General features: G+C 59.4%; 21 protein-coding genes and 2 tRNA genes. 13 read left to right on the top strand and 10 right to left on the bottom strand.

The genetic code is table 11. The annotated features are described in order from the left end of the window. Positions 1-29 precede the first annotated feature (29 nt). From Q8K05_RS10700 to Q8K05_RS10685, 4 genes are all read left to right on the top strand, one after another. Positions 30-1,385: a pitrilysin family protein gene (locus tag Q8K05_RS10700; RefSeq protein WP_305246597.1), complete on the top strand. Its 1,356-nt coding sequence runs from the start codon at positions 30-32 to the stop codon at positions 1,383-1,385. Continuing rightward, a complete protein-coding gene (gene rsmD, locus Q8K05_RS10695; protein WP_370868831.1) occupies positions 1,382-2,065 on the top strand; it encodes a 16S rRNA (guanine(966)-N(2))-methyltransferase RsmD in 684 nt (227 codons plus the stop codon). Before Q8K05_RS10700 ends, rsmD begins: the two co-directional genes overlap by 4 nt. Positions 2,066-2,146: 81 nt before the next feature. Beyond that, the gene (coaD, locus tag Q8K05_RS10690) at positions 2,147-2,662 is read left to right on the top strand and encodes a pantetheine-phosphate adenylyltransferase (RefSeq protein WP_305246596.1); all 516 of its coding nucleotides are present in this window, start codon (positions 2,147-2,149) and stop codon (positions 2,660-2,662) included. A 15-nt stretch (positions 2,663-2,677) separates the two neighbouring features. After that, positions 2,678-2,947: a YfhL family 4Fe-4S dicluster ferredoxin gene (locus Q8K05_RS10685; RefSeq protein ID WP_305246595.1), complete on the top strand. Its 270-nt coding sequence runs from the start codon at positions 2,678-2,680 to the stop codon at positions 2,945-2,947. A gap of 104 nt (positions 2,948-3,051) precedes the next feature. On the opposite strand, the gene pth is transcribed toward Q8K05_RS10685, so the two are convergent. The 7 genes from pth to Q8K05_RS10650 form a co-directional block, all read right to left on the bottom strand. Then, positions 3,052-3,744 carry an aminoacyl-tRNA hydrolase gene (gene pth, locus Q8K05_RS10680; protein ID WP_305246594.1) on the bottom strand — a complete coding sequence of 231 codons (693 nt, stop codon included), beginning with the start codon at positions 3,742-3,744 and terminating at the stop codon, positions 3,052-3,054. Between the two features lie 162 nt (positions 3,745-3,906). Then, on the bottom strand, positions 3,907-4,554 hold the full coding sequence (locus Q8K05_RS10675; protein WP_305246593.1) for a 50S ribosomal protein L25/general stress protein Ctc: 648 nt from the start codon (positions 4,552-4,554) through the stop codon (positions 3,907-3,909). A 105-nt stretch (positions 4,555-4,659) separates the two neighbouring features. Next, entirely contained in the window at positions 4,660-5,634 is a 975-nt protein-coding gene (locus Q8K05_RS10670; RefSeq protein WP_305246592.1) for a ribose-phosphate pyrophosphokinase, read from the bottom strand. Between the two features lie 187 nt (positions 5,635-5,821). Continuing rightward, a tRNA-Gln gene (locus Q8K05_RS10665) sits at positions 5,822-5,898 on the bottom strand. Between the two features lie 123 nt (positions 5,899-6,021). Beyond that, on the bottom strand, positions 6,022-6,933 hold the full coding sequence (gene ispE, locus Q8K05_RS10660) for a 4-(cytidine 5'-diphospho)-2-C-methyl-D-erythritol kinase (RefSeq protein WP_305246591.1): 912 nt from the start codon (positions 6,931-6,933) through the stop codon (positions 6,022-6,024). Positions 6,934-6,983: 50 nt separating this feature from the next. Further along, positions 6,984-7,370: an outer membrane lipoprotein LolB gene (locus Q8K05_RS10655; protein ID WP_305246590.1), complete on the bottom strand. Its 387-nt coding sequence runs from the start codon at positions 7,368-7,370 to the stop codon at positions 6,984-6,986. Between the two features lie 141 nt (positions 7,371-7,511). Next, a complete protein-coding gene (locus Q8K05_RS10650) occupies positions 7,512-9,284 on the bottom strand; it encodes a tetratricopeptide repeat protein (RefSeq protein WP_305246589.1) in 1,773 nt (590 codons plus the stop codon). Between the two features lie 109 nt (positions 9,285-9,393). Here Q8K05_RS10650 and mutM point away from each other — a divergent pair, with 109 nt between their 5' ends. The 3 genes from mutM (at position 9,394) to mutY (ending at position 13,418) form a co-directional block, all read left to right on the top strand. Further along, complete coding sequence (gene mutM / locus Q8K05_RS10645; protein ID WP_305246588.1) at positions 9,394-10,209, top strand: bifunctional DNA-formamidopyrimidine glycosylase/DNA-(apurinic or apyrimidinic site) lyase; 816 nt, start codon at positions 9,394-9,396, stop codon at positions 10,207-10,209. 77 nt (positions 10,210-10,286) lie between these two features. Then, positions 10,287-12,260 carry a dynamin family protein gene (locus Q8K05_RS10640; protein WP_305246587.1) on the top strand — a complete coding sequence of 658 codons (1,974 nt, stop codon included), beginning with the start codon at positions 10,287-10,289 and terminating at the stop codon, positions 12,258-12,260. A gap of 36 nt (positions 12,261-12,296) precedes the next feature. Further along, positions 12,297-13,418: an A/G-specific adenine glycosylase gene (gene mutY / locus Q8K05_RS10635; protein WP_305246606.1), complete on the top strand. Its 1,122-nt coding sequence runs from the start codon at positions 12,297-12,299 to the stop codon at positions 13,416-13,418. Between the two features lie 18 nt (positions 13,419-13,436). On the opposite strand, the gene rapZ is transcribed toward mutY, so the two are convergent. The 3 genes from rapZ to Q8K05_RS10620 are packed head-to-tail and all read right to left on the bottom strand — an operon-like array spanning position 13,437 to position 16,887. Next, positions 13,437-14,336 (bottom strand): RNase adapter RapZ, encoded by a 900-nt coding sequence (rapZ, locus tag Q8K05_RS10630; RefSeq protein WP_305246586.1) that lies wholly within the window; start codon positions 14,334-14,336, stop codon positions 13,437-13,439. After that, entirely contained in the window at positions 14,336-15,979 is a 1,644-nt protein-coding gene (gene recN, locus Q8K05_RS10625; protein ID WP_305246585.1) for a DNA repair protein RecN, read from the bottom strand. The genes rapZ and recN overlap by 1 nt, the downstream gene beginning before the upstream one ends. A 32-nt stretch (positions 15,980-16,011) precedes the next feature. Further along, positions 16,012-16,887 (bottom strand): NAD kinase, encoded by an 876-nt coding sequence (locus Q8K05_RS10620; protein WP_305246584.1) that lies wholly within the window; start codon positions 16,885-16,887, stop codon positions 16,012-16,014. 49 nt (positions 16,888-16,936) lie between these two features. Between Q8K05_RS10620 and hrcA the strand changes: the two genes are divergently transcribed. The 6 genes from hrcA (at position 16,937) to Q8K05_RS10600 (ending at position 21,426) form a co-directional block, all read left to right on the top strand. Further along, the gene (gene hrcA / locus Q8K05_RS10615) at positions 16,937-17,956 is read left to right on the top strand and encodes a heat-inducible transcriptional repressor HrcA (RefSeq protein WP_305246583.1); all 1,020 of its coding nucleotides are present in this window, start codon (positions 16,937-16,939) and stop codon (positions 17,954-17,956) included. Between the two features lie 26 nt (positions 17,957-17,982). Next, positions 17,983-18,059, top strand: a tRNA-Ile gene (locus Q8K05_RS10610). Positions 18,060-18,320: 261 nt separating this feature from the next. Beyond that, positions 18,321-18,428, top strand: coding sequence for a hypothetical protein (locus Q8K05_RS18865; RefSeq protein ID WP_370868830.1), 108 nt, complete (start codon positions 18,321-18,323; stop codon positions 18,426-18,428). Further along, the gene (locus Q8K05_RS18860) at positions 18,413-18,658 is read left to right on the top strand and encodes a hypothetical protein (protein WP_370868829.1); all 246 of its coding nucleotides are present in this window, start codon (positions 18,413-18,415) and stop codon (positions 18,656-18,658) included. Before Q8K05_RS18865 ends, Q8K05_RS18860 begins: the two co-directional genes overlap by 16 nt. A gap of 284 nt (positions 18,659-18,942) precedes the next feature. Next, positions 18,943-20,142 (top strand): EAL and HDOD domain-containing protein, encoded by a 1,200-nt coding sequence (locus Q8K05_RS10605; protein ID WP_305246582.1) that lies wholly within the window; start codon positions 18,943-18,945, stop codon positions 20,140-20,142. A gap of 414 nt (positions 20,143-20,556) precedes the next feature. Beyond that, positions 20,557-21,426 (top strand): CheR family methyltransferase, encoded by an 870-nt coding sequence (locus tag Q8K05_RS10600; protein ID WP_305246581.1) that lies wholly within the window; start codon positions 20,557-20,559, stop codon positions 21,424-21,426. Positions 21,427-21,459: the final 33 nt, after the last annotated feature.

Here is a 21,459-nt window from a genome sequence, read left to right as displayed (position 1 = left end):
CCGGTCCTGAACCGAACGATTTTATTTTCATGATAATTGCTACTAAAAAAATAGCTGCTAGTGCCCTGCTGGTGGGGGCTACAGGTCTTTTTATTCATTCATTGGCGTTCGCCGAAATCCCGATCCAGCACTGGACCCAGGCCAGCGGCGCCCAGGTCTACCTGGCCGAGAGCCCGGCCGTCGCCATGCTGGACGTGCAGATCGATTTCGACGCCGGCAGCCGGCGCGACCCGCCCGGGCAGGCCGGTCTGGCCAGCATGATGGCGGGCATGCTGGCAAAGGGCGTGCAGGCCAGAAATGGCGCACCGGCGCTGGACGAAAATGCGCTCAGTGAAGCCTGGGCCGATCTGGGCGCCCAGTTTAGTGCTGGCGCCAGCGCCGACCGGCTGAATTTTTCACTGCGTTCGTTGACCGAGCCCGACTTGCTGGGCAAGGCTGTTGCGCTCGCCGCCCGCGAAATGGCCGAGCCATCTTTTCCCGAGCCCATCTGGCGGCGCGAACGCCAGCGCATGCAGGCGGCACTCAAGGAGTCCTACACCCGTCCCGCCAGCGTGATTGGCCGGGCCTATGCCCAAGCCGTGTATGGCGCACACCCCTATGGCTATGAGATGACCGAGGCCACGCTGGCGCGCATCAGTGTGGCGGACATGCGGGCGGCGCATGCGGCGGGCGTGGTGGCCTGCCGCGCCCGCATCAGCATGGTGGGCGCCGTGACGCGCGCGCAGGCCGATGTCCTGGCGGCGCGCCTGCTGTCGCGCCTGCCGCAAGTGCCCTGCGCCAGCCTGCCGCCGCTGCCTGAGGTGGCCGAAGTCGCGCCGCTCAGTCAGGCGGAAGAAAAACGCATCCCCTTCGATGCTGCGCAAGCGCATGTGCTGATCGGCCAGCCCGGCTTCAAGCGCGCAGATCCCGACTATTTCGCATTAACCGTCGGCAACTACATTCTGGGTGGCGGCGGCTTCGTGTCGCGGCTGTCCCATGAAGTGCGCGAAAAACGCGGCCTGACCTACGGCGTCTCCAGTTCTTTCTCGCCCGGCCTGCATGCCGGCAGCTTCACGGTGGGTTTGCAAACCCGGCCCGACCAAGCCGCCCAGACGGTGGCGCTGGTGCGCCAGATCGTGAGCGACTTTGTGGCCAACGGGCCCACCGAGGCTGAACTTCAGGCCGCCAAAGACAACCTGATGGGCGGCTTTGCGCTGCGCATCGACAGCAATCGAAAACTGCTGGACAACATTGCCGGCATCGCGTGGAATAATTTGCCACTCAACTACCTCGACACCTGGACCCAGCAGGTGGACAAAGTGACTGCTGCCGACATCAAGGCGGCTTTTGCGCGCAAACTACAACCCGACAAAATGGTCACCGTGATTCTTGGATCCCCTTTATGAAATACACCGCCCTCAAACCTCAGGCTGAGCCTGCCGTCAAGCCCTTGATGAAACCCACCGTGAAGCCCAAGGGAACGGCACACCTCAAGCCGCCCGGCGAAATCCGCATCATTGGCGGGCAGTACAAGCGCACCAAGCTGCCGGTGCCCAACAAGCCCGGCCTGCGTCCCACGCCGGATCGCGTGCGGGAAACCCTTTTCAACTGGCTGGGCCAGGACCTGAGCGGCTGGCGCTGCGCCGATGTGTTTGCCGGCACCGGCGCGCTGGGGTTTGAAGCGGCTTCGCGCGGCGCCGCCGAGGTGCTGCTGTGCGAGCAGGACCCGGCGCTGGTGCTGCAGCTCAAGTCCGTGCAGGCGCGGCTGCGGGCCGATATGGTCAGGATTGAACGCGGTGACGGCCTGAGCCTGCTGCGGCGCCTGCCCGCGGCCAGCATGCAACTGGTGCTGCTCGACCCACCGTTTGACTCCATCCAGTTTGAGGCTGCGCTGAAGGCCGCTGCCCAGGCGATCGCGCCCAAGGGGCTGGTTTATCTGGAGGCGCCCCGGGCCTGGCTCGATGAGGAGTTGGCGCCGCTGGGTCTGCAGGTACACCGCAGCGGCAAGGCGGGCGCCGTGCATTTTCATCTGCTGAGAAAAAACGACACGCCCCAGGATTCACCGCAGGACGCGCCCGTCGCCTGATCGCGCTGCGGCCATGCCCGGCTCGTGGGTTCATGGCCCGTGCCGATGCGGCAGACCGGCGTCCCGGCGCATAATTCTGCCATGCCCATCACACCACCGCCCACCCCACGCATTGCTGTTTATTCGGGAACGTTCGATCCGTTCACGCTGGGCCACGACGACGTGGTGCGCCGTGCCGCCGGCCTGTTTGACCAGCTCGTCATTGCGGTGGCGGTAGCCCACCACAAGAAAACCCTGTTTTCGCTGGACGCGCGCGTGGAACAGGTGCAGGCAGCTACTGAAAACATAGCGGGCGTGAAGGTGCTGCCGTTTGATGGCCTGATCATGGATTTTTGCGCTGCGCAGGCTGCCTGTGCTGTGGTGCGGGGTATCCGCAACCTGACCGACTTTGATTACGAGGCCCAAATGGCGGCCATGAACCGCAAGCTGCGCCCGCAGGTGGAGACCGTTTTTTTGCTGCCCGATGCCCCTTTGCAATGCATCAGCAGCACGCTGGTGCGCGAGATCAGCAAGCTCGGCGGTGATGTCAGCCAGATGGTGAGCCCGGCCGTGGCCGCCGCGCTGGAAGCAGCGCATCGGCCCAGATTACAGGCTTGAGAGGAGGAACACGCCATGGCTTTGCTGATTACCGACGAATGCATCAACTGCGACGTGTGCGAACCCGAGTGCCCGAACGAGGCGATTTACCTCGGCAAGGAAATCTACGAAATTGACCCGGACAAGTGCACCGAGTGCGTCGGTCACTTTGATGAACCGCAGTGCGTACAGGTCTGCCCGGTTGCCTGCATTCCGGTCAACCCGCAGCATGTTGAAACCCGGGAAACGCTCTGGGAAAAATACCATCGCCTGCAATCCATCGTGCCGGTGGTGGTGTCCCGCTAGTTTGGCTTGTTGACCGCCTTGAGCGCTAAATTATTAGCCAAATTGGCCTCCAGCCCAATAAGGGCGGGTGCAATCAGCTATCAAAAGCATAGTGGAAAAAGTATTCAGGCTGATTTCGGCTGACGGGTGTCCGGGTTTGATCCCGCCGCGGATGAGGGTTCTGACGTGGCTGCGGGCGATTGGACCGCTTGCACCGCTACAGGCCGAGGGGGCTTGGGCCGCGGCGGCTGGCTGGTATGAATCAGCATCGTGGCTTTGTCCATGTCGCCCTTCAGCAGTTCAGGCGCCGCCTTGATGCTACGCGCGATGCAGTCTTCAATCGCCGTGCGGTGTTCGGCCGAAGGTTTTTTCAGCACCCAGCTGATCACCTCTGACTTCACGCCGGGGTGCCCGACGCCGATGCGCAGCCGCCAGTAATCCGGCGTGCCAAGCTGGGCATGAATGTCACGCAAACCATTGTGGCCCGCATGGCTGCCGCCCAACTTGAGCTTGGCCTGCCCGGGCACGATGTCGAGTTCATCGTGCGCAACCAGAATCTCCCCGGGTGCAATCTTGAAAAAACGCGCCAGCGCGGCCACCGATTTTCCGGACAGGTTCATGAAGGTCAGGGGTTTGAGCAGCCACACGTTTTGTCCATTCAGCGTGGTACGGCCCACCTGGCCGAAGTAATTCTTGTCCAGACTCAGCGGCACCTTCAGTTCTTGAGAGAGCGCGTCAATCCACCAGAAACCGGCATTGTGGCGTGTGGCTTCGTATTCGGCGCCGGGGTTGCCCAAGCCAACAAACAGTTTGATCATGTGATGAGAAGAGGAGGGCGGCACGCCGGTGTGGCGAGGCTTAGCCCGGAAGGGTTAGCGTAGCAGAACACAGCACCAAGAAAAAAGGCCCTTGTCCTTCAGAAAGGACAAGGGCCGCTTGGGCTTGATTGGCCTTTTCGGGCCAACGCAGCGCGCTGCAAATTACTTCTTGGCAGCAGGCTTGGCTGCTGGTTTGCCGCCCTTGCCTTTGGCGTCCTTGGCGTCCACTACGGGAGCGACTTCGACTTCCACGGCGATCGGTGTCACGGACACCAGCACGGGATTGACCTGGCCCTTGGCGACAAACTTCACGTCTTTTGGCAGCGTGATGTCCTTGACGCTCAGCGGGCTGCCTTTTTTCAGGCCGCTCAAGTCAACGGCGATGAATTCAGGGATGTCTGCAGGGAAGCAGGAAACCGTCAGCTCGGACACCACGTGGTTGACCAGGCAGTTTTCGGTCTTGACGGCTGGCGACTCTTCTTCACCGCTGAAGTGCAAAGGCACTTTCACGGTCATGCGGGTCCTGGCTTCGACGCGCTGGAAGTCGATGTGCAGAATTTGTTGTTTGAAAGGGTGCATCTGCAGGTCACGCAGCAAAACCTTGTGCGCCGTGCCGCCCAGGTCCATCTCAAGGATGGAGGCGTGGAACGCTTCCTTCTTGATGGCGTGCCACAACGCGTTGTGATCGATCTCGATCAGCGTGGTTTCACCGGTGCCACCGTAAACAATACCGGGCGTGCGGCCCGTGATGCGGAGACGGCGGCTCGCACCCGTACCCTGCATGGCGCGCTCAAAAGCGACGAATTTCATAATCTTCTCCAAAAGGGGCGTGCCGCGACCAGCTTACCCCGACAAAAAAAGGCTGCTCAAGCTCTGCAGATTCTGCGAGCCGTGCAGCCACCTTGCTGCTTCAAATCAGAACAGATGGTCCTGATCCGAGAACAAACTCATGACCGACTCTCCCTTGGCGATGCGCTGCATGGTTTCAGCGATCAGTGGTGCCACGGAGAGCTGGCGAATTTTTTTGCAGGCCAGCGCGTTCTGGCTCAGCGGAATGGTGTTGGTGATCACCACTTCATCGAGTGCTTCACCCTGGGTGATGCGGTCAATGGCGGGGCCCGAAAAAATCGGGTGCGTGCAGTACGCGTAGACTTTTTTGGCACCGCGCTCTTTCAGTACCTCGGCGGCCTTGACCAGCGTGCCAGCCGTGTCGATCATGTCATCCATGATCACGCAGTTGCGGCCTTCGATGTCGCCGATCACGTGCATCACCTCGGACACATTGGCCTTGGGTCGGCGCTTGTCGATGATGGCCATGTCGCAACCGAGCTGCTTGGCCAGTGCGCGGGCGCGCACCACACCGCCCACGTCGGGCGAGACCACCATGAGGTCGGTGTAATTTTTCTGGCGCAAATCACCCAGCAATACCGGCGACGCGTAGATGTTGTCCACCGGGATGTCAAAAAATCCCTGAATCTGGTCGGCATGCAAATCCATCGTCAGAACACGCGACACGCCAACGGCCTGCAGCATGTTGGCCACCACCTTGGCCGTGATGGGAACGCGCGCTGAGCGTGGGCGGCGGTCCTGCCGGGCATAGCCAAAATACGGAATCACGGCGGCAATTCGCTCGGCCGACGCGCGTTTGAGCGCGTCCACCATGATGAGCAGTTCCATCAGGTTGTCGTTGGTCGGTGAGCAGGTTGACTGCACCACGAACACGTCACGGGCCCGGACGTTTTGCTGAATTTCGACGGTGACTTCACCGTCTGAAAAGCGTCCCACGTGGGCGGCGCCCAGGGAAATGCCCAGGTGCTGGGCGATCTCCAGGGCCATGCTCGGATTGGCATTGCCGGTGAAAACCAGAAAGTCGGGATGGTGCGTTTGCATGTGGGGCCCAGCTGCTGTCGAGCTTGAAGGTGGCTGAAATTTTTGTGGAAGCAACATACGCACAAGAAACATATTGCAACGCGGACTTGGCAGTGAGTGCCGCTTGCCTGTGTTTCCATAAACACTCAGACCCGCATTACGCGGGTCTGAAGCTCATGCAAACCCGCTTAGTGCGGGTCTGAAAATTTGGCAGGGGTGGAAGGAGTCGAACCTGCGAATGCCGGAATCAAAATCCGGTGCCTTAACCAACTTGGCGACACCCCTACACAGGACAATTGTTGCTTATGAAGCGCTGATTGAAACCAGTCAACGCCGCTTACCAACAACCGACCTATAAACTTTTATCTAATCCATCACTTTGAAAGCGCATTTTCAGGAACGGTGATTCTACCAACCGGCCAGAGGATGCGACTCCAAATTACTGCACTTGCGGATAATCCAGTCGCCGGGGGCGGCCGAAAAATCAAGGTCATGCAGCAATTGCGCAAATACAGCACTTCCTGAGCCGGTCATTCGTCCATCAAGGTGTTGCGCCTTCAGCCAATCGAGCGATTGACCAATCTGCGGACACATCTTCTGGGCTACCGGCTGCAAGTCGTTATGGCCAAATTCGAAAATAGGACCATTTGCATTTGCAGCGTAGCCTCGAATTCTAGCAGTTTCTGTATCGCGTTTCAGCCCCGGCGTGCTGAAAATCTCTTGGGTAGAGAGTCCGGCGGGGGTTTTGACCACCAGGAAGCGGGCTGGCGGCAGCGTGAGGGGTGTGATTTTCTCGCCGATTCCTTCCACCCAGGCATGTCCGCCCGACAGGAAAAAAGGCACGTCCGCGCCGAGTGACAGGGCGATGGCGTACAGGTCTTTGGGTGGCAGGCGCACCCCCCAAAGGCGTTGCAGTGCCAGCAGGCAACTCGCTGCGTCGGAGGACCCGCCGCCCATACCCGCCTGCGACGGGATACGTTTTTCAAGACCAATATCAACGCCCAGTGTGGTGCCGGTGGCCGCCTGCAAGGCCTTGGCCGCCCGCACGGTGAGATCCTCGGCTGGCAGCGTTTCTGCGGCGCCTGAACCCGGTCGCTGTGGATCGCCCAGGTCGCTCCGGCTGATGCGACCGTCGCGGCGCAGTTCAAAGTGCAGCGTGTCGCACCAGTCGATCAGCATGAACGCCGACTGAATCAAATGGTAGCCGTCGGGTCTGCGCCCTGTGATGTGCAAAAACAGGTTGAGCTTGGCGGGCGCGGGTACGTCGTACAGGGCCTTGAGGGGCCGCAGAGAACGTGAAGAAGGGACAGGGCTGCGCATGCTTTTAATTTGAAAGTCCGTAAACGGCAGGGCAGGGAAGGCGCAAGGCCTTATTGGTCCAGTATGACGCGAAGCTCGGCCTGCGGTGCGGGGTCGGCTCTTTTGGCCGAGATGCGGCCTTCGCTGTGCCGGGACAGGTCGGCAGACCAGCCGCTGACGTTGGCGTTGTCCCCCTGCAGCCACGCGAATAGCGCGCTCAGCGGAACTGCCGCGCCCGTGGCTTGCGCCATCAGGGCATCGACCGAGGAAAAGCGCTGGACCTGCTGGTTGCCTGAATCAAGCGTGGCCTCAAGCGGAGACCAGCGCAAGATGCCCAGCACGTTTCCCAGGGGGCTGATCAGCGTCAGCTCACCCCGCTCGGCCCTGCCTTTGAGTTCGAAGCTGGCCGAAAAAGACTGCGCGGGTTCGCTTTGGATCTGCAGGCTGATACGCCCCATCCAGAGGTTGTTTTTTGGGTCATTTATGCCTGTAGCGCCCGGAGGACGGGCACAACCAGCTATCAAAATAGCAGTAAAAAGACATAGGAGAAAAAAGAGGGAACGCAGGCGGGTTGAGGAGAGCAAGGGGCAGGTACCGGGTTACAGCTTCACACGCAGCCGTTTGAGTGTTTCTAGCAGGGTCTCGTTGTCAGGATTGATGAGCAGACCTTCTTTCCAGAGGGCCATTGCACGGTCTCGTTGGCCCAGGCTCCAGAGAACTTCGCCAAAATGGGCGGCAATTTCTGCGTCGGGTTTTGCCTTGTAGGCGGCCTCAAAAATCCGGACGGCCTCGGCGCTGTTGCCCAGACGGAATTCGACCCAGGCCAGGCTGTCCTTGATGAAGGGATCGGATGGCGCGTATTCCAGCGCTTTCTGTATCAGCGCTTTGGCCTCTGGCAGGCGGACGCTGCGCTCTGCCAGCGAATAACCGAGGGCGTTGTAGGCCTGGTGGTAGTCGGGCTTGAGCTGTATGACCTTACGCAGCAGTCGCTCCATATCGTCCAGGCGGCCCAATTTTTCGGCCATCATGGATTGGTCGTAAAGCAGGTCAGCCTCATCGGGCGTGACCGTCAGGGCCTGTGCCAACAGGTCATAGGCCGGCTGGTATTGCTTGAATTCCCTGAGCAGGCCGATTTCAGCGTTGAGTTTGAGCCGCGCATCGTCAGGGCTGCGTTCGGGCAGTTGGCGAATCAGCTGGCGGCCTTGTTCCAGCTTGCCCTGACTCGCCAGAATGGAAGCGCGCCGGGTTTGTGCCTGCGCAAGGTCTGAAGAATTCTCGATCTTGTTCAACCAGCTTTCCGCTGCTGCATAATCCTTGCGCTTTTCGGCAATCTGCGACAGCGAGAGGTAGGCCTGGGCCAAGCCGCGCTTGCTTTCGTCCTGTGGTGCCTGTTGCCCGATCAGGGCAATATAGCGCTCCAGCGAGGGCTGCGCCAGTGCTAGCTGATTGTCTTGCAGTTGCAAGGAGCCCAGAACCAGCCAGCCCTCCGGAAAATCGGGTTTTTCGCGCGTCACGATCTGCAACTGGGTGGTTGCTTCGGCGTAGCGTTGCAGGTCCAGCAGGGCGCGGGCATAAGCCATGCGCATTTCAGGTCGGGCCTGGGGGTTGCTTTCCAGGTATTTCCGAACCAGACTTTCCGCGTCAGGCCGCTTCGAGTCCATGATTTCCAGCGCGACCAGCACAGGGCCCTCCGCCTGGGGATCAGCGGCCTGGCCGCGCTTGGCCGCAACGAGCGCGCCCTCCATGTCGCCTGCCGACCCGCGCATGCGTCCCACGGTGGTCCAGGCGGCACTGGCGGTTGCAGGACTCTTGAGGTAGTCGGCCAACGCTTGTTCAACCACGGTACTGGCCAGCTTTTTGTCACTGACGCGGGCGTAGGCGCGCGGCACCGCCGCCAGAGCCAGCGGGCGCTCGACATCCGGTGCCAGTCCAATTTCTTGCTTCAGCGGCTCAACGGTGTCGGCGATGCGGTTCAGTGCAATCAGGATTTGCAGTACATAGCGGTTGGCTTCGCGTGAGACGGGCTGCGCCTGCTTCCAGGCCGTTGCAGCCTGCAACGAGGCGTCGCCGGAGCGCGACTGCAGGGCGATGTCGGTGGCCCGCTGGTAAAGCTGGGCATCGCCGGTTTTTCGGGCGGCATCGAGCATCAGGGCGAAGCCTGCGGCGGGCTCGCCCTCTTGCAGGGTGATTTCGCCCAGCAGCAATTGGTAAAACAGGGCGCTGTCCAGTCGAGAAGACGGGGCTGCCGCCTGCGCTGCCTCTGCTTCGGCGAGTCCGGAGGGCGCGGCAGGTTCTGGCGCCGCAGTCTGTGCCAAAACCAGAGGCGCGGCAAGCCACAGGCAGCCGAAGGCAAGGCCAAGTTTTTTCTTCATCGGGCCATGATAATTCAAGCTTCTGCGGCGCGCTTTCCCGCCGGTCTTAAAAGTAGGACCCTGCGCGGCTGCCCTGTGCTGATGTTTTTTTGCCCCAATTTTTGACCCTATGCCTGAACTGCCCGAAGTCGAAGTCACCCGCCTGAGCTTTGCAGACCGCATTGCCGGCGCCCGCATCGAGGCGGTATCCATGGGGAAGCCCTTGCGCTGGCCGCTGGGCTGCAAGACTCAGCAGCTGGAAGGCCAATGCGTGCTGGGCGTGCGCCGCCGGGGTAAATACCTGCTGATTGACCTGAACGGCGGTTTGTTGCTGATGCATCTGGGCATGTCGGGCAGCGTGAGCTTTGGCGCGGGTTTGCCCGCATCGGGCAAGCATGACCACTTTGAAATGGTGACCAGCCTGGGCACCTTGCGCCTGAACGACCCGCGCCGCTTTGGGGCGGTGGTGTACGCCAGTGGCGAGAGTGACCCCATAGCGCACAAGCTGCTGGGTCGGCTGGGTGTGGAGCCGCTCAGCGAGGCTTTTGATGCCACTGAATTCCACCAGGCGCTCAAGCGCAGGCAGACGGCCATCAAACAGGTTTTGTTGGGTGGTGAGGCGGTGGTGGGTGTGGGGAATATTTACGCGTCCGAGGTGCTGTTTCTGGCCGGCATCCGCCCCACCACGAAGGCGTCCCGCATCAGCAAGCCGCGCGCTGCGCTGCTTCACCGCGCGATTCAGGAAGTATTGACACAGGCCGTTACAAAAGGGGGGAGCACCCTGAGAGACTTTTCGAATGCCCAGGGCGAGGCGGGTCATTTCCAGCTTGATGCCATGGTCTATGACCGTGCCGGTCTGCCTTGCCGGGTGTGCACGACGCTCATCAAAGGCATGCGGCAGGGTCAGCGCTCGACCTTTTACTGCGCCCGTTGCCAGAAACCGTGAGCGCTCCCTTTGCGGGGCTGCTTCTGCCGTAAAGTAGGCGATGCTATATTGGCCGGGAACACTTTTACGGAAGACCGATGTCTTTTAACGAACAATTCGATCAGCACGGCACATGGCGGCGGGAATTTGCGCTGCGGCTGAAACGGCTTTCCCAATGGATGAAAGACCATGGTCTGCTCGATGCAGCGGTCGAGGAGCGTTTGCAGCGACTGGAGTTGCAGGTGCGATCCGACAAGGTCATGGTGGCTTTTGTGGCGGAGTTTTCGCGCGGTAAATCCGAGCTGATCAATGCCCTCTTTTTTGCCGCTTATGGCCGCCGCATCATGCCCGCGAGCGCTGGCCGCACGACCATGTGCCCGACCGAGCTGGCCTACGACGCCGATGTGCCGCCCTGCCTGCGCCTTTTGCCCATCGAGACGCGGTTGCAGGCGCAGGCGCTCATGGAGTGGCGCGCAGTGCCCGAAAAGTGGACACGTGTTGATCTGGACGTGAACGACCCCGCCCAGTTGGCCCGGGCACTTGAAAAAGTGGCTGAAGTGCGCTATGTCAGCCAGGACGATGCCCGGGCGCTCGGGCTCTGGCACGACGACAGTCCGGAAGACAATCCGCCGGTCAGGGCCGATGGTTTGATTGAAGTGCCCAAATGGCGTCATGCGCTGATCAACATTGCCCATCCTCTGCTCAAGCAGGGACTGGTCATTCTTGACACGCCAGGCCTGAATGCCATTGGCGCAGAGCCTGAACTCACGGTCAGCCTGATTCCCCAGGCGCATGCGGTGGTCTTCATACTGGCGGCCGATACCGGCGTGACCAGGTCAGACCTTGCCATTTGGCGCGAACATCTGATCACCGAGGGCGGCGGCGTTGATACACGTCTGGTGGTCCTGAACAAGATTGACACGCTGTGGGACGCGTTGAGCACGCCAGAACAGGTGCAGGCGCAAATTGACAGGCAGATTGCCACGTCAGCCGATATCCTGGGCTTGCCTCGCGCGCAGGTCATTGCGGTTTCAGCGCAAAAAGGATTGGTGGCCAAAGTGACCGGGGATCTGGCCCTGTTGCAGGCCAGCAAGTTGCCGGCGCTTGAACTGGCGCTGGGCCAGGGCGTGATGGGACAGCGCCAAAATATCCTGCGCACGGCCGTGGCGGCTGGCATTGGCGAGCTCAAAAACGAAGCTGGGCGGACCATGCACATTCGCAGGCGGGATCTGGCCGAGCAGATGATGGAGTTGCGCAGCCTGAGAGGAAAAAATGTCTCGGTCATCAAGCACATGCGCGGCCGCATTGAGCAGGAACAGGCCGAATTTGACGGCAGTGGCGCCAGAATATTTGCCGTGCGTTCGGTTCACCTCAAGCTGCTGCGGGACGTCTTTTGTCTGCTCAGTACACCCACGCTCAAAGCCGAGCTGACGGAACTGACCCGCGCGCTCAAACAGCCAGGAATCAAGCTGGGCGTGAAGAAAGCCTACGGCCAGACTTTTTTGCGCTTGCGCGAGGGCCTGCAGAAGGCTCAGGCACTCTGTGGCGAAATCCAGTCCATGCTGACCGCGTCGTTCCGGGAACTCAATGCCGAGTTTGGCTTTTCGCTGCAGGCGCCGATGCAGCCGGAACTGACTCGTTATGCGCGCGATCTGGAATTGATAGAGCGCAGTCACCTGCAGTACCTCGGGATTGGCAATGTACTGAAACTTTCTCAAGCGGACTTTTGCGAACGGCTGGTGCGCGCCCTGGCTACCCGCCTGCGGGTGGTTTACGAGTCCGCGCTGGGCGAGGTGGAGCTCTGGAACAAGTCGGCCGCTTCCCAGCTGGACGCGCAATTACGGGAGCGGCGCCGCAACTTCGGGCGCCGTCTTGAAGCGATGGAGCGTATCCAGCAGGCGGCCTCCGGCCTCGATGATCGGATTTCCGAAATTGATGAGCAGGAGCAGGTGCTCAATAAACTGGACGCCAAATTGGCGGAGCTGACCTCGCACCTCTTTGGCGCGTCGTCGCCCTCTGCCGCGCAGAGGGCGACTGCTGCAGCCCATGCGGCGATGCCTGAGGCGGCCTGAGTTTTGGTGCTTTCCACCCCGGCGCAAGGCGACCCTATGCCGAACGGCCAGCCCGCGCCGCGGGAAGGCGATAAGCCAGCGATAAAGCCAAGTAATCTTTCAGGCCTTTCCAGTGAAATTGTGCGCTGGCAAAAGACGCACGGGCGCAACAGCCTGCCCTGGCAAAACACGCGCGACCCCTATCGCGTCTGGCTGTCTGAAATCATGCTGCAGCAGACACAGGTCGCCACCGTCCTTGATTACTACGCCCGGTTTTTGCTGCGCTTTCCCGCCGTGAGCGACCTGGCCGCTGCCGCGCAAGATGAGGTGATGGCCTTGTGGAGCGGCCTGGGCTATTACAGCCGCGCACGCAATCTGCATCGTTGTGCGCAGGACGTGATGGTGCTGCACGCGGGGCAGTTTCCGCGTACGGCAGAGCAGCTTCAATCCTTGCCGGGCATAGGCCGCTCAACAGCCGCAGCCATTGCGTCATTTTGTTTTGGAGAACGCGTTGCCATTCTGGATGGCAATGCCAAACGGGTGCTTGCGCGGGTGATTGGCTTTTCTGCTGACCTGGCGCAAAGCGGCAATGAGCGTGCGCTCTGGGACATGGCGACAGACCTGCTGCCAGACCAGGATCTGCCGGAAGTCATGCCGCGTTACACGCAGGGGCTGATGGACCTGGGTGCAACGATCTGCCTGCTCAGGCAGCCGCAGTGTCTGCAGTGTCCGGTACAAAAACTGTGCCGCGGCTTCGCGACGGGAGAACCCGGCAACTACCCCGTCAAAACACGAAAACTCAAACGCAGCGCGCAGGCGCTGAGCCTGCTGTGGGCGCAAAAGCCAGATGGCTCGGTGTGGCTCGAAAAGCGCCCTACCTCCGGTATTTGGGGTGGCCTTTACTGCCTGCCGGTGTTTGAGAGCGACGACGCGCTCAAAGCACATTTACCCCAGCCCTTGCATGCGCGGCTCGAAGCGCTGCCGCATTTTGTCCATGTATTGACGCACAAGGATTTGCACCTGTCTCCGTGGATCGCAGGCTTTCAGGCCGCTCAGGCCATGCCGAAGGCGATATCCACGGATGCGTCGGCTGGTGCGTGGTTCAGCGCGCTTGCCTGGCCGGGTTTGGGCTTGCCTGCACCCATTCGCAAGCTGCTGGCGCAGGACGCGTCTCTGTGATGTTGTTGCTGGCGAGGGCTAAATAGTCGCGGCTTGTTCAGTGGAGCGGGCATCCAGCTCGCGGTGCCGCTTGAGGGTGTGCCAGTGCGGGCCGAATGCCGCTGCCAGCGTTTCAGCGAGGTAGACCGAGCGGTGCTGGCCGCCCGTGCAGCCAATGGCCACGGTGACATAGCTGCGGTGGTCCCGCGCCAGCGCCTTCAACCAATGGCTCAGGAATTGTTCGATGTGCGTGAACATGTCGGCCACTTCTGAATGCGCCTTCAGGTAGTCCACAACGGCTTGATCCAGCCCGGTCAGGTCGCGCAGGGCAGACTCGTAATGCGGGTTGGGAAGCATCCGCACGTCAAATACATAGTCGGCATCCAGAGGCACGCCACGCTTGAACGCAAACGACTCGAACACCAGCGTCAACTGTGTGGGTGGTGCTTCGATCAATGACTTCACATAGCCCCGCAGCTGCGAGGGACGGATCATGCTGGTGTCGAGTACATGAGCCTGTTCGCGCATCTCGCCGAGCAGCTCGCGCTCCAGCTCGATGGCCTCGACCAGCGCCCGGTGCTGGTCGGAGGCACCGGGACGCGACAGGGGATGAAGCCGGCGGGTTTCTGAAAATCGCCGCACCAGTGTTTCGGTGTTGGCGTCCAGAAACAGCGAGTGCATGGTCACGCCTTGCTCCTGCAGTTTTCGAAGTTGCCGCAGTTGCTCGGGCACAAGAGGCAGGGACGTGGCACTCCGGACATCGATTGCGATCGCCACTTTTCGGGCGCCATGTTTTTGCTCCAGCGCTATAAAAGGCAGCAGCAACTCGGGTGGCAGATTGTCCACACAGTAATAGCCGGCATCTTCCAGCGCATGCAGGGCCACGGATTTTCCGGAGCCCGACATGCCAGTGATAAGCACCATTTCCAAATCGGTCATCAGTGTCCCAGCATTTCTTTAGCGTGTGCGAGTGTGGTTCCAGAAAGTCGTTCACCCCCGAGCATGCGGGCAATTTCGGCGACGCGTTGTTCACCATTGACATGGGCCACAGTGCTGAGGGTGTTGCCTTTTTTGGTGTGCTTGGCCACCACCAGATGCTGGTCGGCGCAAGCGGCTACCTGGGGCAAATGGGTGACGGCCATCACTTGCCGGTCTTTGCCCAATTGCTTCATCAGCCGGCCAACAGTTTCGGCCACAGCGCCGCCCACACCAGAATCAACTTCATCAAAGATCAGTGTCTGTGCCTGGCCGAGCTGGCTGGTGGTGACCGCGATGGCTAGGGCGATGCGGGACAGCTCGCCGCCCGATGCCACTTTGCCCACAGGCCTTGGTGTGCTGCCGCTATGGGCAGCCACCAAAAACTCGGGCTGCTCCAGCCCATGCTGGGCGGGCTGCTCCAGTGAGGTAAACGCTACTTCAAACTTGCCGCCCTGCATGCCCAGGCCTTGCATGGCCTGGCTGATCGCTTGGGCGAGCAGGGGTGCCGCCTGGCGGCGGGATTGGGAGATTCGCTGAGCCTCCTCCAGATAAGCGGCATGGGCTTGGCGTTCGTTTTTTTCAAATTGAACCAAGTTGGCGGCCTCATCGAGCTTTTGGAGCTCACTCTGCCAGGACGCCAGCAAGTGGGGCAGCTCGGCAGGGCTGCGCTTATAGCGCCGTGCCAGGCTGACCCAGAGTGCAAGCCGCCCGTCAAGCTCCGCCAGCCGCTGCGGCTCCAGCTCGGCATGCCTGGCGTAGCCGTGGAGCGAATGCACGGCATCTTCCACTTGTGCCAGTGCACTATCCAAAACCTCGATAAGCCCTTTAAATTCGGGCTCGATATGCTCCTGATTTTGGAGCGAAGAAATAGCGCGGCCGAGCAGGGCGGCTGCGTTGCTATCGGATTCCTGCAAAAAGTCGACGGCGCTTTGTACGGCATCACGCAAGGCTTGCGCGTTCGACAGGCGACCGTGCTGGGCATTGAGTTCGCCCCATTCATCGCCGCCGGGCGCCAGCTTGTCGAGCTCGCCGATTTGCCACGCCAGGCGTTCACGCTCGCGCTGCAGGCTGTCTTGCGCGTTACGTGCTTCCGTCAGCGTTTTTTGGGCCTCGCGCCAGGCTTGCCAGCGCCGTGACAGCAGCTCGGTGGATACCGCCGCGTAGGAGTCCAGCAGGCCTCGCACGGCATCAGGGCGGGTCAGGCTTTGCCACGCATGCTGGCCATGGATGTCCACCAGTTGGCCGGCGATATCCCTGAGTTGGGCTGCGGTTGCCGCGCTGCCATTGATCCAGGCTCGGCTTTTTCCTTGCGCGTCAATCGTGCGCCTGAGCAGCAAGCTGTCGGTCGCCTCGAAGCCACCTTGTTCCAGCCGTTGCGCCAGGTCGCTGGGGCTGTCGAATTCCGCACTGATCTCGCAGCGCGGAGCGCCTTCGCGCACCACGCCAGCATCGGCGCGTGCGCCCAGGGCCAGTTGCAGCGCATCAATCAATATTGATTTTCCGGCCCCGGTTTCACCCGTGAGAACCGTAAATCCGCCCGACAAATTCAGGTCCATTTCGTGAACTATCACGAAATCGCGAAGAAAAATGCTTTTGAGGCTCATAACTTAAGTCCTGGTCAGGTACAGAGACAAGCTCAGGCCGCGCCTTCATTCCAGTGAAGTTTCTTGCGCAAGGTGTCAAAGTAGCTCCACCCCTTGGGGTGCAGGAAGCGCACTTGATGTTCCGAACGTCTTACCGTAATCCGGTCGCCGTGCTGCAAGCTGGCCAGCGACTGCATGTCAAAATTGGCGCTGGCATCCCGGCCAGCTACTATTTCAATAGCGACTTCTCCCGCATCTGAAAGCACGATGGGCCTGTTGGATAGAGTGTGCGGAGCAATCGGAACCAGTATCCAGCCCTCGATGGAGGGATGCATTAAGGGCCCGCCTGCAGAAAGCGCATACGCCGTGGAGCCGGTGGGCGACGCAATGATCAAGCCATCCGCGCGCTGGTTGGCGACAAAACGGCCATCAACTTCCACGCGAAGCTCAACCATTCCCCCGGTTGCGCCCCGGTTGACCACGACGTCGTTCATGGCCGTGGCGCTGAAAACGCACTGGCCGTTGCGCACGACCCTGGCTTGCATCATCCAGCGCCGGTCCTCCTCGAATTCCCCGTGAAGCATGGGTTCGAGCGTCTCCTTGTATTCCTCAAATGCGATGTCGGTGATAAACCCAAGCCTGCCCTGGTTGATGCCGACCAGTGGAATGCCGGATTGGGCCAATTGCCGCCCGATGCCCAGCATGGTGCCGTCGCCACCCACAACCAGGGCGAGATCGCATTGCGCCCCTATTCCGGCCACGTCAAGCGTTGGAAACTGGCACAGGCCGGTGTTGGTGGCGGTGTCCTGCTCAAGCGCAACCTCGCAGCCCTGCGTACCCAGAAAGTGCGCAATGTCTTCCAGCGCAGAGCGGGACCCTTGGGCTTGGTACTTGCCGATCAGTGCGACATGGCGGAATTGCAACTTCATCGACAAATTACATCACAACATGGTGACCGAAGCTTCGTAGAATGTCGCCATGCTTGATGCCCGTGCCCGGTTGTTGTTGAAAGCGCTCGTTGAGCGCTACATTGCTGATGGTCAGCCGGTGGGCTCGCGGACGCTGTCCAAAGCCTCCGGCCTTGATTTGTCACCCGCCACCATCCGTAATGTCATGAGCGATCTGGAGGACCTTGGCCTGATTGTCAGCCCGCACACTTCAGCCGGCCGCATTCCGACAGCCCGGGGTTACCGCCTCTTTGTCGATACCATGCTGACCACGCAGCGTGACCCGCTGTCGGCAGGCGGCCGCTTCACTGCGCCCAGGCTTGCGCCCGATCAGCCGCAGAAGGTGTTCAGCAACGCTGCCCATATGCTGTCCAGCCTGTCACAGTTCGTTGGGGTGGTCATGGCGCCGCGCCGAACGTCGGTCTTCAGTCATATCGAGTTTTTGCGTCTGTCCGAAAAACGTTTTCTTGTGATCATCGTTTCGCCCGACGGCGATGTTCAAAACCGGGTGATCTTTACCGAATCCGACTACACCCAGTCCCAGCTCGTACAAGCGGCCAATTTTCTTAATTCGCACTATGCGGGCATGGCCATTGAAGAGGTGCGTGAGCGCCTGAAAAATGAGGTGGAAGCGCTGAGGGGTGAAATTGCCAGCTTGATGCAGGCAGCGGTTCAGGCCAGCTCCGAAGCCATTGAGTCGCGCGACGAAGTTCTTGTCTCGGGTGAGCGCAACCTGCTGGCTGTCAGTGAGTTTTCAAGCGACATGGGCAATCTGCGCAAGCTTTTTGATCTATTTGAGCAGAAGGCCCAGCTGATTCGCTTGCTTGACGTCTCCAGCCGCGCGGAAGGTGTGCGCATCTACATCGGCGGCGAAAGCGAGGTCATTCCTTACCAGGAACTGTCTGTGGTGACCGCGCCTTACGAGGTCGATGGACAGGTTGTTGGCACACTGGGGGTGATCGGCCCCATGCGCATGCCCTACGAAAAAATGATCCAGATTGTCGACATCACGTCCAAACTGGTCAGCACGGCCCTTAGCCATAGCAAGTAGGCCCTTACAATCTAGTTGTTGATTGGGGGGCGTTAGCTCAGTTGGTTAGAGCAGAGGACTCATAATCCTTTGGTCCACGGTTCAAGTCCGTGACGCCCTACCACTTTTTATGAACAAAATCAAGGACTTGCGTGAGCAAGTCCTTTTTTGTTGGGGTGTTTGGTGGCAGTTTATGCCAAATCTATGCCAAATTCCCTGCACTTGAATGCGCATGCGTGCATTTCAGGGGTGGGCGCGGCCTCAGGCGCTATAAGCTACAGGACTTTGTTCGGTACGGGAGCTGCAGGGAAGGCCCTGCATCGGATTCGATGACCAGCCCGCAGCCAAGCAGGAAATTGCCTGCGCCCGCAGTTTCGGCCGGCTGGTGATCCTGCTGCAGGCTCTCCAGGAAGCCGTGACCGAGTTCGCCAGCCGTGCCTCGGAAAAGCTGCGAAAGCAGGGCAGTCACACTGGTAGGTGCTGGTTTTCATAAGGACCAGTCCCTTCCGCCAGCAGGACAAACAGTATTCCCGATCCACGGTTGTGCCGCTGCGTCGGCCGACCGATGACAGCCGGGCCATCAGTCAGGCGGAACTTCTGGGCCTGGCCAGCATTTGCCAGCCGGGCTATCGCTATGCCAAGGCGGGGGTGATGCTGGGCATTTTGCTTTGTAGCGCCAAATTTGGAGCACGAGCAATCCGAATCTGGAAAAGAAAGAGATGATTTACGGCTTGCTTGATGAAACGGAGAAATTGCTTTTCTCTATAGTGGTGAACTAAAAATCAGCTGGCGGCATCCAGTTATAAAGTTGAAATGAACCTGGATTCGAAGTGCAGATCTGTAGTCTTACTGACGCGATGCGCAAGTTGCACCCCCGGTGCAGTCGAATGTGTCGTGAAGTCTCATCTGCGGCTGTCTTTTTGATCACACATTTGCGCAAGCGCAAGGGGGCGGGATCAGGTGGAAAATGGGATATCCAAGTCCTGCCAATCTAATTTAGAAGCTTGATGACCGAAACCAAATATCTTCAGCGAGCGCCGCTTCTTAATCCCACGCAGCATGTCCTTGGCTATAAGCTTGCTTGGCAAAACCAGGAAAAAGGTGGCGAAACACCTGCTGGGGTGAACGTCCGCCAACTCTTGAGCCTTGTTGCCGAGCGTCCAGGAAAGTCGGAATCGAACTTGTGGTTTCTGGATGCAGGGCCTGAGGTGTTGTCGGCCGAAATACTGAAAAGCTTGATCCCTACAAATACCGTGCTGATGTTGACGCGGGATGAGATGGTGAACGAAAGCACCATGCCTTTGGTGATGTCGTTGCGCGAGCGGGGATTTGGTGTGGCGCTGGGTGGTCCGGATCTTGGTTTTCTTGAGTCAGACGAGTGTTTGCTTCCGCTTTTGACGCATGTTGAGATTTGTGTCGATCACCCTGATCTGGCCGCGATATCCAGCCATGTCAAACTTACGCAACCCCAGTATTCTGTGGTGGTCAAAAAGTTTTCCGATTGGCATGAGTTTGATGCTTGCGCCGCGTTGGGACTGAGTGGGTTTTTTGGAAATCTCTGCTTGACACCGCGCAAGATAAATTTATCCGGGGAGTTGGGGTTGCAAACGGTACTGATCCTGCAATTGATGCAAATGGTTCAGGAAAATGCTGATGTCCGCGATCTGGAAAAGATGTTAAAGCATGATGCGACGCTTTCATACAAGCTGTTTCGTTACATTAATTCTGCCAGTTTCGGCATGCAGGTCGAAATCGAGTCGCTACGTCACGCGGTATCGATGTTGGGCTACACGCCTTTGTATCGCTGGCTCTCGCTATTGCTGGTGATGACCAATACGGCGGGGTTTTCCCCGGCGTTGCTGCAGGCTGCGATTATTCGTGGGCGGTTTGCAGAGCTGCTCGGAAAGGGATTGCTTTCCAGGAGTGAGGCTGAAAACCTGTTTGTTGTGGGTATGTTTTCCATGTTGGAACAGTTGCTGGGGCTCCCGCTACAGCAGGTTCTGCGACAGATATCGTTGCCGGAGGCGGTTGAGAAAGCCCTGCTCTCGAGGGACGGTGTCTATGGGCCATTTTTGGCCCTAGTGGAGGCGTGCGAACGAGAGGACGGTTGTGCATCGGATTATGCCGAGGCCCTGTTCATGACCGACACGCGCGTCAACCAAGCGCACTTGGCGGCACTTGACTGGGCGCAGAGCATAAAGATTTAGCGTCCAAAACTCCGAAAATGGAAAAGTGCGGTTTTTTTCAAGCACGCGCATACAGTAGCTCGGCTCGTATGCGTGGCAGCCGCCAGCGATATGCCAAGGGTGCAAACCAAACAAATATCAAAAAATATCAAATTTTCTGGGTAGCCTGATTTTTCATGAGGAGAAGAGGGTGCTGTTTGGATTGCTTTTCCGTGCATCGCGCAACGCTATAGCTCGGTACATTGGAGTGGAGTCATTGCCTGACGCGCAATGGTTGTCAACAATCTGATCAAGCAATCCTGCAATGAAATTTCGTTATTTGCCCTGAGCGCCCAGACCTGCGAGATCCATGGAGGCGTTTTCCAGTGACTCCGACAGAAATTCCGAAAGCAGGCCCCGCGCGCTCACCTGGCACATGCGATGACACAAAAGTGTATGAATACAACACCGTACGTCGCTACGAGCCCTCCGGTAGGTCCCGATTTTCTTCTCACTGACCATGATTTTGCCAAGATTCGCGCACTCATCCATGAGCGTGCTGGAATAGCGCTGGGCGCGCAAAAACGGCAGATGGTTTACAGCCGACTAGCGCGGCGCTTACGGGATCTCGGGTTGAAAGAGTTTTCCGCTTATCTCAGATATTTGGAGTCCGACCCAAACAGCGAGGAGTGGCAGTCATTTACCAATGCGCTGACCACCAATTTGACGGCGTTTTTTCGTGAGGCGCATCACTTTCCGGTTTTGGCGGAACACGCCAAGAAATGCCCGCAGCCCGTTACGGTGTGGTGCTCGGCGGCGTCCACGGGAGAAGAGCCGTATTCGATAGCGATGACGCTGATAGAGGCGCTGGGCGCTCGTGCCAGCGCTGCCTGCGTCGTGGCCACCGATATCGATACGCAGGTGCTTGCAAAAGGAGTGGCGGGCGTTTTTACGACGGAGCAGGTCAGCAAGCTGTCGCCTGAACGTCTTAAACGCTTTTTCCTCAGGGGTTCAGGCGCGCACGCTGGCAAAGTGCGGATACGGCCGGAAGTGGCGGCGATGGTGCAGTTCTCGCGGCTTAATCTGCTCGATCCGAAATGGGCGCTAAAGGAGCCGTTCGACGCGATCTTCTGCCGCAATGTGATGATTTATTTCGACAAGCCTACGCAAGGAAAGATATTGCAACGCTTTGCACCCCTGATGAAGCCGCATGGTTTGCTCTTTGCCGGGCATTCTGAAAATTTTTCATTTGCCAATCAGACCTTCCGACTGCGCGGCCAGACCACTTATGAACTGGTGTCTAACCGGACAAAGGCGGCAGCATGACTTCCGCGCACATCGAGACGATCGCGACCCGCC

Source organism: Polaromonas sp. (genome assembly GCF_030682935.1).
Taxonomy (GTDB): Bacteria; Pseudomonadota; Gammaproteobacteria; order Burkholderiales; family Burkholderiaceae_C; genus Polaromonas.
Note: the sequence above shows the minus strand (reverse complement) of the source record. Positions and strands in the feature narration are given on the sequence as shown.

Coding starts and splice junctions, on each gene's coding strand:
- Q8K05_RS10655 (WP_305246590.1), bottom strand. CDS start 7,370: ATGGGGCGTATCAGCCTGCAGATCCAAAGCGAACCCGCGCAGTCTTTT.
- Q8K05_RS10650 (WP_305246589.1), bottom strand. CDS start 9,284: ATGAAGAAAAAACTTGGCCTTGCCTTCGGCTGCCTGTGGCTTGCCGCG.
- Q8K05_RS10600 (WP_305246581.1), top strand. CDS start 20,557: ATGAATACAACACCGTACGTCGCTACGAGCCCTCCGGTAGGTCCCGAT.
- Q8K05_RS10620 (WP_305246584.1), bottom strand. CDS start 16,887: ATGAAGTTGCAATTCCGCCATGTCGCACTGATCGGCAAGTACCAAGCC.
- Q8K05_RS10685 (WP_305246595.1), top strand. CDS start 2,678: ATGGCTTTGCTGATTACCGACGAATGCATCAACTGCGACGTGTGCGAA.
- rapZ (WP_305246586.1), bottom strand. CDS start 14,336: ATGACCGATTTGGAAATGGTGCTTATCACTGGCATGTCGGGCTCCGGA.
- Q8K05_RS10675 (WP_305246593.1), bottom strand. CDS start 4,554: ATGAAATTCGTCGCTTTTGAGCGCGCCATGCAGGGTACGGGTGCGAGC.
- hrcA (WP_305246583.1), top strand. CDS start 16,937: ATGCTTGATGCCCGTGCCCGGTTGTTGTTGAAAGCGCTCGTTGAGCGC.
- Q8K05_RS10640 (WP_305246587.1), top strand. CDS start 10,287: ATGTCTTTTAACGAACAATTCGATCAGCACGGCACATGGCGGCGGGAA.
- Q8K05_RS10605 (WP_305246582.1), top strand. CDS start 18,943: ATGACCGAAACCAAATATCTTCAGCGAGCGCCGCTTCTTAATCCCACG.
- pth (WP_305246594.1), bottom strand. CDS start 3,744: ATGATCAAACTGTTTGTTGGCTTGGGCAACCCCGGCGCCGAATACGAA.
- Q8K05_RS10670 (WP_305246592.1), bottom strand. CDS start 5,634: ATGCAAACGCACCATCCCGACTTTCTGGTTTTCACCGGCAATGCCAAT.
- Q8K05_RS10700 (WP_305246597.1), top strand. CDS start 30: ATGATAATTGCTACTAAAAAAATAGCTGCTAGTGCCCTGCTGGTGGGG.
- recN (WP_305246585.1), bottom strand. CDS start 15,979: ATGAGCCTCAAAAGCATTTTTCTTCGCGATTTCGTGATAGTTCACGAA.
- ispE (WP_305246591.1), bottom strand. CDS start 6,933: ATGCGCAGCCCTGTCCCTTCTTCACGTTCTCTGCGGCCCCTCAAGGCC.
- rsmD (WP_370868831.1), top strand. CDS start 1,382: ATGAAATACACCGCCCTCAAACCTCAGGCTGAGCCTGCCGTCAAGCCC.
- coaD (WP_305246596.1), top strand. CDS start 2,147: ATGCCCATCACACCACCGCCCACCCCACGCATTGCTGTTTATTCGGGA.
- mutM (WP_305246588.1), top strand. CDS start 9,394: ATGCCTGAACTGCCCGAAGTCGAAGTCACCCGCCTGAGCTTTGCAGAC.
- mutY (WP_305246606.1), top strand. CDS start 12,297: ATGCCGAACGGCCAGCCCGCGCCGCGGGAAGGCGATAAGCCAGCGATA.